Source organism: Rhizobium altiplani (genome assembly GCF_001542405.1).
Classification (GTDB): domain Bacteria; phylum Pseudomonadota; class Alphaproteobacteria; order Rhizobiales; family Rhizobiaceae; genus Rhizobium; species Rhizobium altiplani.
The window spans coordinates 102,355-119,038 of record NZ_LNCD01000140.1 but is presented as its reverse complement, the minus strand read 5'-3'; the positions used below and the strand labels follow the sequence as shown (position 1 = coordinate 119,038).

The 16,684-nt window shown below is 61.7% G+C and carries 15 protein-coding genes and 1 tRNA gene; 5 read left to right on the top strand and 11 right to left on the bottom strand.

Annotated features, from left to right (window positions below; all coding sequences use genetic code 11):
- Window positions 1-33 precede the first annotated feature (33 nt).
- Both AS026_RS35665 and AS026_RS35660 read left to right on the top strand, forming a co-directional pair.
- Window positions 34-384, top strand: a complete 351-nt coding sequence (locus AS026_RS35665; protein WP_062375618.1) for a MarR family winged helix-turn-helix transcriptional regulator — start codon at window positions 34-36, stop codon at window positions 382-384.
- Between the two features lie 10 nt (window positions 385-394).
- A complete protein-coding gene (locus AS026_RS35660; RefSeq protein WP_062375615.1) occupies window positions 395-1,252 on the top strand; it encodes a C40 family peptidase in 858 nt (285 codons plus the stop codon).
- On the opposite strand, the gene AS026_RS35655 is transcribed toward AS026_RS35660, so the two are convergent.
- The 8 genes from AS026_RS35655 to purU form a co-directional block, all read right to left on the bottom strand.
- Window positions 1,245-2,636: an amidase gene (locus tag AS026_RS35655; RefSeq protein WP_062375611.1), complete on the bottom strand. Its 1,392-nt coding sequence runs from the start codon at window positions 2,634-2,636 to the stop codon at window positions 1,245-1,247. The two genes, AS026_RS35660 and AS026_RS35655, sit on opposite strands and share 8 nt — an antisense overlap.
- Window positions 2,637-2,643: 7 nt before the next feature.
- Entirely contained in the window at window positions 2,644-3,534 is an 891-nt protein-coding gene (locus AS026_RS35650) for an ABC transporter permease (RefSeq protein ID WP_062375609.1), read from the bottom strand.
- A 1-nt stretch (window position 3,535) separates the two neighbouring features.
- On the bottom strand, window positions 3,536-4,483 hold the full coding sequence (locus AS026_RS35645) for an ABC transporter permease (protein WP_062375606.1): 948 nt from the start codon (window positions 4,481-4,483) through the stop codon (window positions 3,536-3,538).
- Window positions 4,484-4,530: 47 nt separating this feature from the next.
- Window positions 4,531-6,060, bottom strand: a complete 1,530-nt coding sequence (locus AS026_RS35640) for an ABC transporter substrate-binding protein (protein WP_205634505.1) — start codon at window positions 6,058-6,060, stop codon at window positions 4,531-4,533.
- Between the two features lie 121 nt (window positions 6,061-6,181).
- Window positions 6,182-7,207 (bottom strand): P1 family peptidase, encoded by a 1,026-nt coding sequence (locus AS026_RS35635; protein ID WP_062375597.1) that lies wholly within the window; start codon window positions 7,205-7,207, stop codon window positions 6,182-6,184.
- Between the two features lie 117 nt (window positions 7,208-7,324).
- Window positions 7,325-7,519, bottom strand: coding sequence for a hypothetical protein (locus AS026_RS35630; protein WP_007529092.1), 195 nt, complete (start codon window positions 7,517-7,519; stop codon window positions 7,325-7,327).
- A 521-nt stretch (window positions 7,520-8,040) separates the two neighbouring features.
- Complete coding sequence (locus AS026_RS35625; RefSeq protein WP_062375593.1) at window positions 8,041-10,968, bottom strand: aminotransferase; 2,928 nt, start codon at window positions 10,966-10,968, stop codon at window positions 8,041-8,043.
- A 109-nt stretch (window positions 10,969-11,077) separates the two neighbouring features.
- Entirely contained in the window at window positions 11,078-11,962 is an 885-nt protein-coding gene (gene purU / locus AS026_RS35620; RefSeq protein WP_018855336.1) for a formyltetrahydrofolate deformylase, read from the bottom strand.
- A 348-nt stretch (window positions 11,963-12,310) separates the two neighbouring features.
- Between purU and AS026_RS35615 the strand changes: the two genes are divergently transcribed.
- Window positions 12,311-12,646: a hypothetical protein gene (locus AS026_RS35615; protein WP_062375588.1), complete on the top strand. Its 336-nt coding sequence runs from the start codon at window positions 12,311-12,313 to the stop codon at window positions 12,644-12,646.
- Window positions 12,647-12,886: 240 nt separating this feature from the next.
- Here the strand turns inward: AS026_RS35615 and AS026_RS35610 are convergent.
- Window positions 12,887-12,971: transfer RNA gene (locus tag AS026_RS35610), tRNA-Leu, on the bottom strand.
- 177 nt (window positions 12,972-13,148) lie between these two features.
- Between AS026_RS35610 and AS026_RS35605 the strand changes: the two genes are divergently transcribed.
- Window positions 13,149-13,577 (top strand): BA14K family protein, encoded by a 429-nt coding sequence (locus AS026_RS35605; protein ID WP_100248237.1) that lies wholly within the window; start codon window positions 13,149-13,151, stop codon window positions 13,575-13,577.
- 2 nt (window positions 13,578-13,579) lie between these two features.
- On the opposite strand, the gene AS026_RS35600 is transcribed toward AS026_RS35605, so the two are convergent.
- Window positions 13,580-13,876, bottom strand: coding sequence for an Rdx family protein (locus AS026_RS35600; RefSeq protein WP_062375585.1), 297 nt, complete (start codon window positions 13,874-13,876; stop codon window positions 13,580-13,582).
- A gap of 119 nt (window positions 13,877-13,995) precedes the next feature.
- On the opposite strand from AS026_RS35600, the gene AS026_RS35595 reads away from it, so the two are divergent.
- On the top strand, window positions 13,996-14,733 hold the full coding sequence (locus AS026_RS35595; protein WP_062375584.1) for a type 1 glutamine amidotransferase: 738 nt from the start codon (window positions 13,996-13,998) through the stop codon (window positions 14,731-14,733).
- A gap of 27 nt (window positions 14,734-14,760) precedes the next feature.
- Here AS026_RS35595 and AS026_RS35590 read toward each other — a convergent pair whose 3' ends face one another.
- Window positions 14,761-16,674 carry a glycoside hydrolase family 127 protein gene (locus tag AS026_RS35590; protein ID WP_062375825.1) on the bottom strand — a complete coding sequence of 638 codons (1,914 nt, stop codon included), beginning with the start codon at window positions 16,672-16,674 and terminating at the stop codon, window positions 14,761-14,763.
- Between the last annotated feature and the right edge of the window lie 10 nt (window positions 16,675-16,684).

Sequence of the window (16,684 nt, the reverse complement as noted above, 5' to 3'; positions counted from 1 at the left end):
GAACGCGGGGCGTAACGAGTTTCCGGAGGAGCCATGCCGATCGCACTGACGGCTTCGCAGGCATTGGGCCTGTGGCATGGTGTGACGCTCAATCAGGTCAGACTTGATGATCGCGATTTGACGTTGCGCCAGATGGCGATCCTGCTGCATATCTATCTCGTGCCGCCGCCGCATACCGTGCGCGGCCTAGCTGCGACGCTCAACGTGACCAAGCCTGTCATCACCCGGGCATTGGATACAATGGGGGAAATGGGTCTGGTCGACCGTGTGCGCGACGAACGCGACCGGCGAAATGTCGTGATAAAGCGTACCGTCGGAGGGGCGCTCTATCTGGAAAAGCTTGGCGATCTCGTGCGCGACCAAGGTCGCCGCCTGACGCCGTGAAAGGGATACAATGACGATGCTTGATCGCCGCTTGCATGCCTACCGACCGGATCTCGCCGAGGCGGGGCTGGAAGGACGTGTGGAAGCCCTGCGCTTCGTTGCCGGCACACCGGCCCGGGTGGCAGTGCCGGTCATTGGTTTGCGGCCCGTGCCCGATCTCGCCAAGGGAATCGATACCGAGCTGCTCCTCGGAGAGGAGGTCACCGTCTACGATCGCGCCGACGGATGGTGCTGGGTCAAGGCCAGCGGCGACAACTATGTCGGCTATCTGCCGGAGACCGCCCTTTCGGACGTGCTTGTTGCGCCGACACATGTCGTCACGGTCCAGCGAACTTTCCTCTATCAAGAGGCGGAGCTGCGCAAACCGTACCAATCCATCCTATCCATGGGCAGCCGGGTCAGGATTGTCGGTGAGGCAGAAACACGCGGCAACCACTATGTGATGCTGGAAGACGGCACGGCGATCTTCGCAAAGCACGTGCGGCCGATCGGCGAAGCCCAAGGTGGCGACTATGTCGACGTCGCAAGCCGGTTTCTTGAGACCCCCTACCTCTGGGGTGGCCGCTCCGGACTTGGCATCGACTGTTCGGGCCTCGTTCAGCTCTCGATGCTGATGACGGGACAAAGCGTGCCGCGCGACACCGACATGCAGGCGGCGGGCCTTGGCGAGCCGATCGACCAGGCCGACCTGCGCCGAGGCGATCTGGTCTTCTGGAAGGGGCACGTCGCCATCCTGGAAGATCCGGAAACGATCATCCACGCCAACGGCCATACAATGACCGTGGCTCGCGAAAACCTCCAGGATGCCATCAAGCGCATCGGCTGGCTCTACGAGCAACCGACAGGCTATCGCCGCCCGCTCATCTGACCGGCGGCTTCGGCCATGACCTGATCCCGCCCGTCCACGTTTCGAAAGCCTTCGACAGCTTCAAGACAAACATGTCATCGAAGCGGGGGCCGACGATCTGCAGCCCGATCGGCATCCCTGATCGCGAAAAGCCGCAATTGATCGAGGCGGCGGGCTGCTCGGACAAGTTCCACGGCACCGTGAAGCAGATGTGCTCGAAGGGACGCGCGGGATCGTTCGTCGGCGAAGCCCAATCGGCCGGATAGGAGACGATAGGGTTGGTTGGCGAAATCACGGCGTCGACTTTCGTGAACAGTCTACCGCAACTCCTGCGCATCTCAATCGTCTGATTGAAGCCCCTGACGGCGTCCACGCCGCTTACGGAAGCGCCGCCCTCGGCCCAGGCGTAAATGTAGGGGAGGATGCTCTTTCTGCGCTCACGGCTTAGCTTCTCGATTTCGCCCCAGAAGCGCGCACGCCAGAAGCTATCCAACCCGTCCAGCATCTCCCGCGTCAGAACAGGCTGAACAGGGATGACAATCGCGCCGGCCTCCTCAAAACGTCGGCCGGCAGCCTCAACGGCCGCCCGCACCTCGTCCTCGACCGCGAGGCCACAGCCGGCATCAGGCATCAGCCCAATCTTCAATCCGCGAACATCGATCTCAAGATCCATCCAATCGAGATCCGCTGGAGGGAGGCTGGTGCCATCGCGCCAGTCCGGACGCGAGAGCGTCGCCATCGCGTTGGCCGCGTCTTCGACGGTACGCGTCATCGGTCCGGCGCAACGGCCGACATAGAACGGATCGATCGGGATGCGACCGTGGCTCGGCTTGAAGCCGAAGATCCCTGTCCAGCCTGCCGGCAAGCGCACCGAACCACCGATGTCGGTACCGATGTGCAGGGGCCCATAGCCCGCAGCGGCCGCAGCAGACGCCCCGGCGCTCGATCCTCCGGGATTCTGCGTGGTATCCCAAGGATTGCGGCTTAGGGGGTGGAAGCTGGAAAGACCCGAGGAAAGCATCCCGTAATCCGGGCACGTCGTCTTCGCAAAGAGCACCGCGCCGTCCTCGCGCAGCCTGGCCGCGGCCGGCGCATCCTCGGTCGCAGGCTGCAGTTCGACCGCCTTGGTCCCGAGCGGCACCGGCTGCCCCTTGGTAGCGATCAGTTCCTTCAGAGTCGCCGGGATGCCATCGAGGAGCCCAAGCGTTGCTCCCCTCATCCATCGGTCGCTTGACGCTTGCGCCTGCTTGCGCGCCGCCTCCGGGTCATAGGCGTAGAGCGCGCAGATGGCAGGCTCCCACGCTTCAATGTGTCGTTCCAGCGCCAGCCAATATTCAAGCGGAGACAGGCTTCGATCGGCGAAGCGCCGCCTCAATTCGTGGATCGTCAAGTCGGTTTCGGACATGGCGCTCTCATCCGGACCTGTGGTTTCGAACACTGACGGCACTCGTCTCGCGCGGGTCGAGCATGTCGCGCAGCCCATCGCCAAGCATGTTGAAGCCGAAGACGCAGAGTGCGATGGCAAGGCCGGGCAGGATGGCCAGCCATGGCGCGAGCGCCAGGTAGGTTTGCGCGTCGGCCAGCATACGGCCCCAGGTCGGGGCGGGTGGTGCGATCCCGAGGCCAAGGAAGCTGAGCCCGGCCTCGGTCAGCACGGCCAAGCCCAACTGGATCGTCACTTGGACAATGATCTGGCTCATGATGTTCGGGAGTACGTGGCGGACGGAGATCGCGAAGCGGCTGTTTCCGATTGCGCGGGCAGCGAGCACGTAGTCCCGGCTCCAGGCTTGGAGGGCCGTGGCAAGCGTAACGCGGGCAAAGACGGGAATCATGAACGTTGCAATGGCAACGATCGCAGTAAGCCGGCCGGGACCGAGAAAGGCGCCCAGCATCATCGCCGAAAGAATCGGCGGCAGCGCGAAAACGACGTCGCAGGCGCGCATCAGCAACGTTTCGAACACGCCCCGCACGGCAGCGGCCGAGATACCGGCGATCGAACCGAGCGTCCCGCCGATCGCCACGGCGGCAACGGCGATGGAAAGGGAATTCCAGCAGCCGACCATCAGCATCGAGAGGACATCGCGGCCGAATTGGTCCGTGCCGAGAACGCCGAACGCGAAAGGGGGCTGCAGCTTGTGAATGATCTGCATCTTCGCTGGTGGCAGCGGCGTCCAGACCAGCGACAGCACCGCGACGGCGACAAGAAGGGTGATGACACCGCCGCCGATGACCAAATTCATTCTCCGGCCAATGTCAAATCGCCGGCGCTTGAGGCCTATTGGATTGGAGGCGATCGGCGCCATGTCAAACGCCTTTCCGCAGGCGCGGGTCGATCGCCAGATAGGAGAGATCGACGATGAAGTTCATGACGATAACGAGCCCGGCAAAGAGCAGGACGACATCCTGCATGACGATGAGGTCGCGCTGCGACAGCGCCTGATAGGCAAGGCGACCGAGGCCCGGAAGGTTGAAGACATTCTCGACCAAAACCGCGCCAGCAACCAGGAAGGTGAACTGCAGGCCGAGGATCGTCAGAACGGGAACGAGGGCGTTCGGCACCGAGTGCCGCCACAGGACGCGCCGCTTCGACAATCCCTTGGCAAGGGCTGTCCTCGTGAAATCCTCATGCAGGGTTTCCAGAACGGCAGACCGCGTGACGCGTGTCAGGACCGCCGCTTGCGGTAATGCGAGCGCCACCGCGGGCATAAGAAGCGCTTTGAGGGCTGGCAGGAAGCCGGCGTTCCAACCCGGGAAACCTCCGGCCGGCATCCAGCCGAGCGCCGTCGAAAACAGCATGATCAGCAGTAGAGCCACCCAGAAGCCCGGAACGGCGATGCCCATCTGCGAAAATATCGAAGCGACAGCGTCAGGCAATCCGCCTCGATGCGCCGCCGCAAGGGCACCGAGAGGGATCGCGATGGCGACGGAAAGCATGATCGCCATCAGCGCCAGCGGAAGCGTAACCGCCAGTCTCTCAAGAATCAGGCCGGCAACCGGCACACCGTAGGTGTAGGATTGGCCGAGGTTTCCGCGGAATACGCCAGCGAGCCATTCTCCATAGCGCCACAGGAGCGGCTCATCGAGCCCAAGCTCGTGGCGCAGGCTTGCGAGCGTTTCCGGTGCGGCTGACGTGCCCAGCATGATGGAGGCCTGATCGCCCGGCAGCAGATCCATCACCGCAAAAATCAGCAGCGAGACGACAGCGAGCGTGACAATCAGACCGACAAGGCGACGAGACAGAAGCGTTATCATTTCACGTCCGGTACGATCCGCCGCCTCACCATATCATCAGCCCGTAATCAGTCTTCCCAGGAGACGTTCGTAAGGACGTTCGAGGGAATGGGTTCATTCTCCCAGAGACCCTTCAGCTTCTTGTCCCAGACGCCCAGCTTGGGCATGACGAAGAGATAGAGCGCCGGCACATCCTCGGCCAGAATCTTCTGGGCGTCGCCGAAGATCTTCGCTTGCGCTACAGGATCCGAGGTCTCCTGCACCTTCTTCATCAGGTCGTTGAACGCGGGATTCTTGTAGTTGAAGTAGTACGGATCACGGGCGTAGATGTCGATGTCGAGCGGTTCGGCGTGCGCTACGATCGTCATTTCGTAGGCGCGGTCCTTCATGACATCCTGCACCCACTTGGCCGGGAATTCCGTCGGTTCGATGTTCATGGTTACGCCGATTTCAGCCAGCATCGCCTGCATGACCTGCGCGCTACGCGGCGCATAAGCCATTTGCGGCGACTTGATCGTGAAGGTGAAACCATCAGGATAACCGGCTTCGGCAAGCAGCGCCTTCGCCTTTTCAGGATCATAGGGCAGGGCGCCGGTGAGATCGACGTAGCCAGGGTCGTTCGGCGTGTAGTGGCTGCCGATCGCCGTACCTAGCCCCGACCAGGCGCCGTCAATGACCGCCTTCCGGTCGATCGCCATCATCAACGCCTGACGGACGCGTTTGTCGTCGAAAGGCTTCTTCGCGTTGTTCATGCCGGCGACAACCTTCAGCTCGGTATTGCCGATCTTGGTCGTAAGCTTCGCATCGCCGTCAAACGAACTCATCAGCTCAGGCGCCGCGAATTCCGGAATGGCGTCGACATCGCCCGACTTCAAGGCCGCGGCCTGGGCCTGCGGATCGGCGATGAAGCGGAAGGTCACCTTGTCGAGCTTTGCCGCGGCGTCCTTGCTCCAATAGTCGGCGTTCCTTGCGAGCTCGACCTTGTCGCCCTTTGCCCAATTCACGAACTTGAACGGGCCGGTGCCTACGGGCGTCGTCTTATCCCCGGCGGCAGACTTCGGGCCGACCATCACCGAGGCCGGCCAGCCGAGCCAGTAGAGGAGACTGCCTGTTGGAGCCGAGAGATGCAGGACGAGCGTTTCCGGGTCCGGTGTCTCTATGGAAGTGATCGAGGCGAAGAAGCGCTTTTGCGGGTTTACCGAGTCAGCACCGCGCGCGCGATCGAGCGCAAATTTCGCTGCAGCGGAATCGAAAGCCTCGCCATCATGGAATTTGACGCCGCTCTGCAGCTTGAACGTATAGGTTAGACCGTCCGGGGAAACCTCCCAGCTCTTGGCGAGCTGTGGCTGGATCTTCCCGGTCTCGTCAATCGTTACAAGGCCTTCGAAAACGTTCTGCCAGGTGACCTGGCCGATCGCAACAGGGGCTGCGATCGTCGGATCAAGGCCGGTCGGCTCCACCGTCATGCCAAGGGTCAGCGTGGTCTTGGCGGCTTCCGCGGGGGTCTGCCCCAGCAGCACGAGGCCAACTGAAACCGCCGCACCGAGATAAAATCGCCGAGCCAACAGCGCCGACGGCGCACGCGAAACCTTCATCAATTTATTCCCCTGTCTGCCCGCCGTCGTGGCGATGACCTTTCTGAGCCAACTTGTCACTCCCAAAACGCACACCGCCTGGCGCGAATTAAGGCCGGGATCTGCATTCGGGGTCTCCGTCGATTTAGGCGCCCTGTTTAGACGAACTTGCGCAATCAGGGTAGCGGTCTCGCCAAGCCTGCTGGGCGCCGGCGACTGGCAGTGCGGTGGCCTCAAAGACTCCCCGCGCAATGGCGCGTGCCATGACCATCGTGGCGAGATGGCAGAGTTCGAAAAAGGCGGGCAAATCCGGTCGGGGCCTCCTGCCCGTCGAGGCCGCAAAGACAGTGTCGCCGTCGAAAGGCAGGTGCGCCGGCAGCAGGGCGCGGGCGAAACCGTCATGGGCCATGATCGCGAGACGGTGCGCCTCCTGCTTGGTCAATTCGGCGTCGGTAACGATGGCGCCAATCGTTGTCGCTATCGTGTTCATGCCCTTTAGCCGCATGCGGATGTCGGCTTGTGAGATCGGCGCGGGCAAGCCGAGGCCGCCAAACTCCCCGCCCTGCTCGAACGGCGCCGACCAGAAATGCGGCCCCTCGCCCACTGTCGCCGAGCCAAGCGCATTGACGGCAACGATCGCTCCAATCCGCAGGCCGGTGCTGGTCTCGCCACTTGCCGAACCGAGCCCACCTTTGACGGTCGCGGTTGTGGCACCGGCTCCCGCACCGACGGAACCGAGGGTAAACGGCCCTTTCGCCGATGTCTTGAAGGCTTGATAGCCCATGTCGCGATAGGGCGACTGCAGCCCCCAATCCTTGTCGCCGCCGTTCAGCAGGTCCATCAGGATCGCCTGCGGAACGATCGGCACCTTCACGTCGCCGACGGGAAAACCTCGCCCGGCTTCCCGAAGACCCGCCTGAACGCCGCCAGCCGCGTCAAGGCCGAAGGCCGAGCCACCTGACAGCACGAAGGCATCGACTGCGCCGACCGTCATCGACGGATCGAGAAGCGCCGTGTCACGACCGCCGGGCGCGCCTCCGAGAACCACAGCGGAGGCCGTTGCCGGTTCGTCGAAGACGATCGCGGTCACACCTGAGCCGAGCCTCAGATCCGTCGCGTTTCCGACCGAGACGCCATCAATGTCGGTAATTAGATTGAGCAAGCGCGCCACCCTTGTTGAGCAAGAGCGCGATAGGACCGCAATGGCGGTCAAAACACAAGACCGGCCTCACCTTTGGCAAGACCGGTCTGAAATCTGTCAGGGCTGGTTGGGCCGTGCTTCATGCCCTCAGGCATGGATGGGCTTAGGGTGACGGCGGGTCATCAGATCATGGATCGCGAGCTTCACCTCAGCCGGCGAGCTGAAATGCTGCTCGTCCAGATCGTGAACGTGAAATTTCACTGCGATGAACTTCAACCGGTTCTCATCCGGGATGACGATCCCGACGGGAACGCCTGCGTATTCGATTACTTCTTTTTTCATGCGTAGAACTCCTGCCGCGCGGTATGCGCTGGCGATGGCGAATTGACTTGTCTGATTCCGTTAAGGGTGGACGAAGGTCACATTCGACAGTTCGGGCGGGAGAGAGCGCCCGGACGGTCATTGCCAAGCACAGATCGCCCAGGGAAATTGGCGAGAGTGTCGATGTCAGTCATGTCTCGTTCCTTTCTCTGGCGTTGCGCTTGTTTGAGGCCCTGGTGTTCCAAGACCGGCGACGGCCGCGCTATTAATCTACTTTGTTGGTAGACTATAGCTAGCAGCCTACAAGAAACATATTCCGAAACGTGTCAAAATATCGACCATTCGGAAAATTTCATTCCATTAAGATCGAATTGACTGAAAGAACTCTATCAAGTCTTTGTGCAATTCGCGTGACAGTCCGACGGTCTCTTTCGATCACGGCGCAGAGATAGGAAGTCCCGCTGATTCCGGCAATGGGCATCTGATGAAAAAACGGGAAAGCCTCGAAATGACCGAAATGGTTAACGCGGGCAAAAAACAGGCTACCACCCCTCGGAGAGCACCTTTTCCAGCATGTCGACGAAGAAATCGGCGCTCTCCACTGTCAGGCAAAGGGGAGGCTTGATCTTCAACACATTGAGGTGATCGCCGGTCGGCTGCATCAAGACCCCGAGATCGAGCAGGCGGCTGCAGATTGCCGCTGTCTCTTCGCTCGCGGGTTCCAGCGTCGTTCTGTCGCGGACGAGTTCGAGCCCGAGGTAAAGTCCCATGCCGTGCACCGCGCCGACGATCGGATAGCGGTCGATCAGCGCGACCAGACGGCTCTTGAGATGATCGCCAACATCGCGCGCATTCGCCTGCAGTTCTTCATCGGCCATGATATCGAGGACGGTCATACCCACCACAGAACTGACCGGACTGCCGCCAGCGGACGAGAAGAAATAACCTTCCTTCTCCAGCGAATCGGCAATGGCCCTGGTCGTGATCACAGCGCCGAGCGGATGTCCATTGCCCATGCCTTTCGCCACCGTGATGATGTCGGGGACGACGCCCTGTTGCTCGAAGCCCCAGAAATGGTGCCCAAGCCGACCGTAGCCCACCTGTACTTCGTCGGCGATGCAGACGCCGCCGCGGGCCCGCACCTGCCTGTAGACTGCTGCAAGGTATCCGTCCGGCAGCGATATTCCGCCGGCATTCCCGTAGACCGGCTCGGCGATGAAGCCGGCCAATCCCTCGCCCCGTGCATCGACGGCTTCAAGGGCGTCGACGACGGCCTCCACGTAGCCGATCGTCGATTCCGAACCGCGGAACGCACCACGATAGGTATTGGGCGAGAGGACCGCGTGCACCCAGTCGGGCCGCGTCGTCAAAGCCTCCGGATTGTCGGCGATCGAGGTGGACACCGCATCGCTCGCGACCGACCAGCCGTGGTAGGCTTCGAGAAGGCTGAGCATATGCTTGGCGCCCGTGTGCGCCCAAGCTAGTCGCAGGGCGAGGTCGTTGGCTTCCGATCCGCTGTTGACGAGGAACACCGCATCCAGCCCTTCCGGCGCCAGGGAGGTCAGGCGCTCGGAAAATTCCGCAATGGCGCCATAGTGAAAGCGTGAATTGGTGTTCAGCCGCAGCCACTGTTCGCTGACCGCCTCCGCCAGGCGCGGGTGGCCATGCCCCAGAATGGTGACGTTGTTCAGCATGTCGAGATAGGCACGGCCCTCGATATCGAACATATGCTCCTGCCAGCCGCGCTCCATTTGCGGCGGTATTTCGTAGTAGTTCTTTTGCGGCCTTGCGAGATGGGCCTGCCTGAGCGCGAACAACGCTGCCGACGCCAGCTTCGGCGCATTGACGCCAACGCCCAGAAGGGCAGCCGGCGATGGACATAGTTCCGACCAGGCCATGGCCTCCTGCGGAGTGCAGAACAGCGGCGGTTCGACGCCTGGCAAGGTGGAGAGTTGTACGCGCAGCCCGCCGAGAGATCCGCTCTCACCGGATATGGTCCCGAGCGGTTGCCCGGGCTCGACCTCGGCTTCGTTTTCAAGCGACGGCTCAATCCCGTCGAGATGAAGGCTGACACCCTCGCCTGCCAGAACGAAATGGTGATCCTTCCGAATGACCTTCCCCGCGAATGGAGCAGCAACCGTGCTGCCGCCCGCAAGACAGACGTCGGAATGCAGCGTGAAGGTTGCGGATGGGGTGGCGCTCCGAGGCTTCGAGCGCGACAATCGGTATTCGCCATAGCGCGTGGCCGCAGTGCCCGTCTCGGCTGCCGCGCGCGCGAGCAGGCGCCAATCCATGTCGGACTGCGCCCAGTTTCCCGCAGCGAAATGCGGGCTTTGGACACCGAGATCGACGAAGGATATGGTCGCCGGGTCGATGTCGGGCAACAATGGACGCCAGTCCTCCATCGAAACCGCGGCCGTTTCGATGCCTACCGCCTTCAGGACCGCGACTTCCATGAGTTCGAATGGAACGGATACCGCCATATCGAATATGCGGCGTTCGAGCTCGAGATTGCCGCGAACATAGTCGTTCTCGGGATCGATCGAGATCTGCTGCTCGCTGCTGGCGACCAGAATGACCGCGCGGGCAACGACGAGCGGCCAGAGCGCGCGCAGCTCCTCCTCGGTGAGCGGATAAACCTCGTGGTATGCCTTCACTGCAGGAAGAATGTACTGCGGATCGCCATCAGCCTGATGTAGCAGCGAGGCGCAGGTGACCGCCAGATCGCCGATCAGCCAGCCGCGAATGATGTCGCCGAAATCGATGACGCCGTCAGGGACCAGATGGCCCCGCTCATCACGACGGCTGACAACGTTGTCGCCGGTCACGTCATGGTGCACGGCCTGTAGCCGCAAGGACGGCGCCAGGGGTTGGATTCGCCTCACGGCTGACACCATCGTCTTGGCGATGCGATCACGTGCGGCGCTGTCGGTGATCGCCGACAACAACTGGACCGCGACCGGACCGGCGCGGCGCAGGTCCCATTGCAGGCTGCGGTCGAGACCAGGATGCGTGAAGTCGGCCAGCGACTGCGCCAGGCGGGCGCAGAGAGCTCCCAGTGCCGCCACCGACTCTTTCGGCAGGTGCTTGCGGTGCGTCAGCCCCTCGCCTTCAAGATACTCCAGCAGTCGAACCTGAAAGGTCTGGTCGCGCACGGTGACAGCGATGATGTCCTGCCCGTCCGTCGATGGGATGACGTGAGGAACGCGCGGCGCATCCTCTTTCGTGCCGATATGGCGGATGGCTGCGTTCTGCGCCTCGAGCTCCACCGTCTCATATGTCACATGGCATATCTTGAGCACGTAGCTTCGTTCGCCGGTATCGAGGCGATAGTTGCGATCCTGCTGGCTGCCGAGCTCGGTGATCGCTCCTGACAAGCCATAACGCGACTGAAGGATGTCGCCGGCTTCCGCAGCGGTCACGTCAGGGCGTGGCAACGTCGCGCGATCGGCAAGCGTCTCGTCAGTCATGGCATCCCCCGCGGCATGATTCGATTTCGCAGACTACGCAGATAATCGAATCCTTGCCACCGGCAAGCGAGGAGATCGCGGTCGAACGACGGCAAAGCGGCCGCGGCGATCAGCCCATGCGTTCCGATGCGTAGCTGCCCGGACTTGCGGGAAATACGATCGTGCGGTTGCCGTTCAGGAAGACGCGGCGATGGATATGCGCATGGATGGCGCGAGCCAGCACCTGGCTCTCCACGTCGCGGCCGATCGAGACGTAATCGTCAGCGCTCTGAGCGTGGGTGATGCGGGCGGTATCCTGCTCGATGATTGGCCCCTCATCGAGATCGGCCGTCACATAATGCGCCGTGGCGCCAATGAGCTTCACGCCGCGCTCATAGGCCTGCTTGTAGGGGTTGGCGCCCTTGAAGCTCGGCAGGAAGGAGTGATGGATATTAATGATCTTGCCGGACATCTTGCGGCACATGGCATCGGAAAGGACCTGCATGTAGCGGGCGAGCACAATCAGTTCGGTGCCGGTCTGGTCCACGAGATCGAGGAGCTGAGCCTCGGCCTGCGGCTTGTTTTCCTTCGTCACCTTGATGTGGTGGAACGGAATATCGTGGTTCACCACGACCTTCTGATAATCGAAGTGATTGGAGACCACGCCGACGATATCGATCGGAAGCGCACCGATCTTCCAGCGGTAGAGCAAGTCGTTCAAACAGTGGCCGAAGCGCGACACCATCAAAAGCACCTTCATGCGGCTGGCGCCATCATGGATTTCGGCTTCCATGTCGAATTTCTCTGCGACCGGCTTGAAGCCTTCCTTGAGTGCCGCAAGACCGACGCCTTCTTCTGAAATGAAGCTGACACGGGTGAAGAACTTGCCGGTATCGAGATCGTCGAACTGCGACGAATCGACGATGTTGCAGCCCTGATCGGCCAGGTAGTTCGCGATCGCCGCCACGATCCCGCGCGTCGACTTGCACGTCACCGTCAATACATAGCTCGTCATCTGTTTCCGTCCTTCTCGCGCCGCCTGTCGGCCGGCTGCTTAGATCAAAGCGAAAGTCACGGATAGAGCACCGCGCCTTCATTCGTGCAACTATTTGCAAGAGACGCCATCAGAAGCTTTCAGGTTCCTGGCGCCTCCCCGTCGCGATCAACTTACGGCAGAGTGTGCAAAACTCCGTTCCGCTTGCGTCGTCAAGACGCGTATCCCCGCCGTGGGCCGCACTTGCGCGGCCCCTTCGACGAAGTCACGTTTTCGAGATGACGGCCAACCGAGCGAAGCGCTCGCTTGATGGAAGCCGACGCCGCGCCTACATCGACAATAAAGATGTAATACGACGGATCCGGCGATATGCGGTTCGCAAGAGTGTGGTTGATAGCCTTGGCAGCAACCGGCGCAAGTTTGGCGCCCGGCGCGAGCTTTGCCGCGGATTGGCGGCGAGCCGGCGAGCCGCAGGTCCAGTCGATCTATCCCTATGCAAACCTGCCGGGCGTCAAGGCGCAGCGGGATCCAAAGGACGAGGAACAGTATAGCTGCCGGACGGAGACGCGGCCGCTGCGCCGCGGATATGACAAAATCTTCCGGACCGGCGGGCTGCCAACCCTCGTCTACGTCTGCGATCGTGACGGCGTGGAAAGTGTCGGCACGCAGGTGCCGCTGCGCGGACACTATCAGCCGGTCCGCTGACCCGTTGGGCTGCCCAGGCGGTCGCCCCTACTGAGCATTATGAGTGTCCGGGAGCTCGTGCAGCCGGATTTTACGCCCAGCATTGTCCGAACGACAGCTCGCTGTCGACAGCGCGCCCAAGTCCTGATCGCAACCGCAATCAGCAGCCTGATCGGACGTCTTTACCTGCGCTGCTAATGTCTTTGGGGGAAGAAATGGGAAGACCTTATATCGGCCTTCACTTTGCATTTCTTAGGGAAATGGTGCCCAGAAGAGGACTCGAACCTCCACGCCTCGCGGCACAGGTACCTGAAACCTGCGCGTCTACCAATTCCGCCATCTGGGCGACGGAGAGCCATGTACGGGGGCGGCCCCTTGCTGTCAACAGGGTTTTTGAAGTTTTCCTGACAGGCAGCAAAAAAGTCGTTCATGCCACTCTTCGCCAGCGCGGTTGCAATCTGAGGCGGCCGCGATAGCGATTGCTGCAAAGGCGTCCTATATACACAGTAGAAAGGATCGTCTGATGGCCGGCTCTCGTAATTTTTGCCTGATCGCGCTCTTCACCCTGCTGCCCTACACGGCGTTTGCGATGCCGCTCGGCGTGTCTCCGCCCGCCGCCGGCGCATCGGACATCATCCGTGTTGGGTCGACGATGTGTGACGCGCGCGGCTGCTTCACTTTCGGGCCGGTCCAATCGTTCCGCCCGTCCTATGTGCAGCCGAACTATCGGCCGCCGACGGCCACCGGTCCGACCTACTATCGGCCGGCTGCGCGAGGTCGCGGACCGCTCTATTACGATCCCCCGCCCGTGCGCACGGTGCAGCCGAAGGCACAGGGACAACAGTTCCATGTGGATTGGTGCCGTAACCAGTACCGGACCTACAATCCGAAGACTGATCGGTTCCTGACCTATGAGGGTATCTACAAGACCTGCAATTCGCCTTACGACTAGGCTCAGCTTTCCAGCGAAGTGCGATCGACATGGCCGAGATCCCGGCCGGGTTCGATGATGTCGCGCACGCGCTGCTTCAACTCCTTCGGACCGGGAAAGCCGCCATCGCGCTTGCGCTCCCAGATCAGGTCGCCATCGACCCGGATTTCGAAATTGCCGCCGGTGCCGGGAACGAGCGCCACTTCGCCGAGACTGTCGGTGAAGGTCTGCAGAAGTTCCTGCGCCATCCAGCCGGCGCGCAGCAGCCAGTTGCATTGGGTGCAGTAGAGGATCGTCACGCGGGCTTTCCTGTCGCTCATATCAGGGGTTTCCTTTCGTCACTCCGATTTAAGAACTGCCGTGGCGTGGCGCAATCCGTATTGCAATCACCGGGCGCTTGGTGTTCCTCTCGGAGCCAGAAATCGTACTGGAGATGCTGATGCGGGTCGCCGTCATCGAAAACATGAAAAGCACGCCGCTCGGCTCGCTGGGGCTGGCGCTGGCGGAAGCCAAGGCCGAGATCGAGCACTTCTACCCCTGGATCGACGGCAAGCTACCGGCAGGCATTGCCGATCATGACGCCCTGGTGGTGCTCGGCGGCGAGCAGAATGCGATCGACGACGCGAACTATCCCTACCTGCCAGGACTTGCACAGCTCATGCGCGACTTCGCCGAGGCCGACAAGGCGGTGCTCGGCATCTGTCTTGGGGCGCAGATCCTGGCGCGCGCCTACGGTGCGGAGAACCAGCTGAATGCCGGACTGGAGTTTGGCTGGCACTCGGTCAGCAAGTCCGAGGATGGGCACGCGGATCCGTTGCTCTCCGACCTCGAGGCGGATTTCACGACATTCCAGTGGCACAGCGACACCTTCACGCTGCCGCAGGGTGCCACCCGTCTTGCCGTCAGCGAGCTTACTCAGAACCAGGCATTTCGTATCGGGCGCGCGGCCTACGGCACTCAGTTCCATTTCGAGGCCAGCGCATCTGTCATCGATAGCTGGAAGGGCGAGTTTGCGGAATCGATCGAACAGATGGAGCCGGGCTGGCATGAACGCTACGCGGCGCTTGCCTCCGCGCACGCCGCGGCATCAGATGCTACCGGCCTTGCCATCGGCCGCAATTGGGTGCGCATGATCCGAGCGGAAGTCCGATCACAGCCCATGGTCGCCGGCGTTTAAGCCGGCGACCTGACATCCCTAGCCGGCTTAGGTGGCGGAGCGGATCCAGACGAGCATTTCGCCGGGGGCGCGGTTGTCCCACAGATGGTAAGGCACAAAGCGGGCCGTACCCGTTCCAGCTGCCGGCGGCTTGGTCCGATAGAGCGTCGCACCCCAATCCGACTCATCCTTGGTCACAGCGATATCGAGAGCCACCGCACCACCGAGTTCGGCGATCTCAGCCGTCTTCGCGGATATATTTTCGCCGAGCCTGATTCCGTTCAGGCCTGCGCCGTTATCCGTCGCCTCGACGCAATAGACGAGCGGGCCACGCATCAGGGCAGTCCGTCCGGCATCCTGGCGTACCAGCGGGTTTGCCCAGAGAGCGCGTGCTTCGAGCGGAATGTTCAGGTCGATCTTGTCGCCATCGCGCCATTCGCGTTCGATGCGGGCGTAACCATCGAGTTCGACCGAGCCGAGATCGATTGTCTCACCGTTGACGGCAAGTGTCGTCCCCTTTGCCCATTCCGGGATGCGCAGCGAAACCGCAAAGCGTGCCTGCTTGCTCGTCTTGATGTCGAAGTGGACGGCCCCGTGCCAGGGATAGCGGGTCTTTTGCGTCATCTCGACATTGGCATCCGCGATCTTGAACCGCGCGCGTCCTTCGCCATAGAGGTGGACGGCGATCTCGTCATCCGCGACGCCATACATGTAGGAACCGATAGAGGCGAGCAGGCGGGCAATGTTCGGCGGGCAGCAGGGGCAATGGTGCCAGACCCAGCGATGATGCTTGCCGGCACTTTCCAGCGGGTTCTCGTAGAAGAACGTCTTGCCGTCGAGCGAGAGCCCGGCCATCGCGCCGTTGTAGAGTGCCTGCTCCATGATATCCGCATAGCGCCGGTTCGGGCCGCGGCCGAGCATGCGGTTTGCCCAGAACACCAGACCGACGGAAGCGCAGGTCTCGGCATAGGCGCTTTCGTTCGGCAGGTCATAATAGTCGGTGAAGCCCTCATTGGCGGCCGCCGGCCCGATGCCGCCGGTGACATACATCTGCTTGGTCGTCAGATCGTCCCACAAGGTTTCTAGGGCGCCGGTCAGGCTGTCGTCGTTATATTCCGTCGCGATGTCGGCCATGCCGGAATAGAGGTACATGGCACGAACGGCGTGGCCGACGACCTTTTTCTGTTCGCGAACCGGCTGATGAGCTTGGCCGTACTCATAGGTCTTCTGGTGAAAGTCCGCTGCACTGCGGCCGTCGCGGTTCGCCTCGTCGGTGAAGAAGTGCGGCTCGGTTCCGCGCTCATCGACGAAGAACTTGGCAAGGTCCAGATACTTCTTCTCGCCGGTCGCGCGGGCAAGCTTGACCAGTGCCAGCTCGACTTCCTCGTGGCCGCAATAGCCAGGAATCTTGCCCGGGCCATGACCGAAGACCGTAATCATGTAATCGGCAAAGCGGCACATGATATCGAGCAGCTTGCGCTTGCCGGTGGCCTGATAGTAGGCGACGGCGCCTTCCATCAAGTGGCCGGCGCAATAGAGTTCGTGGTGGTCACGCAGGTTGGTCCAGCGACGCTCGGGCTGAACCCGCTGGAACCAGGCATTCACATAGCCGTCCTTGTCCTGCAGTTTCTCATACATGTCGACGATGGCGTCGACCCGGGCTTCGAGCTCCGGATTGGCCCGGCGATAGAGCGAATAGGCCACCGTCTCGATCGATTTTCCGAGGTCGCTATCCCAGAACATCTGCGTCGAGCCGCCCCAGGGACCGATGGGGATTACGACGCCGGGGCTCGGCTTGGTGACGTCGATCGCCTGCAGCATACCCGCCGTGACGCAACGGTCGAGCAGCGTTTCAGCGGTGCTGTCGCAGATCGCGTCCTGGCGCTCCCCGAACAGCCCGTGCACATCGACATCCGGCACGGGAAGCGGGCGAAACTGGCGGTCTCTTTTCAACTTGTTCATGGCTTGATCC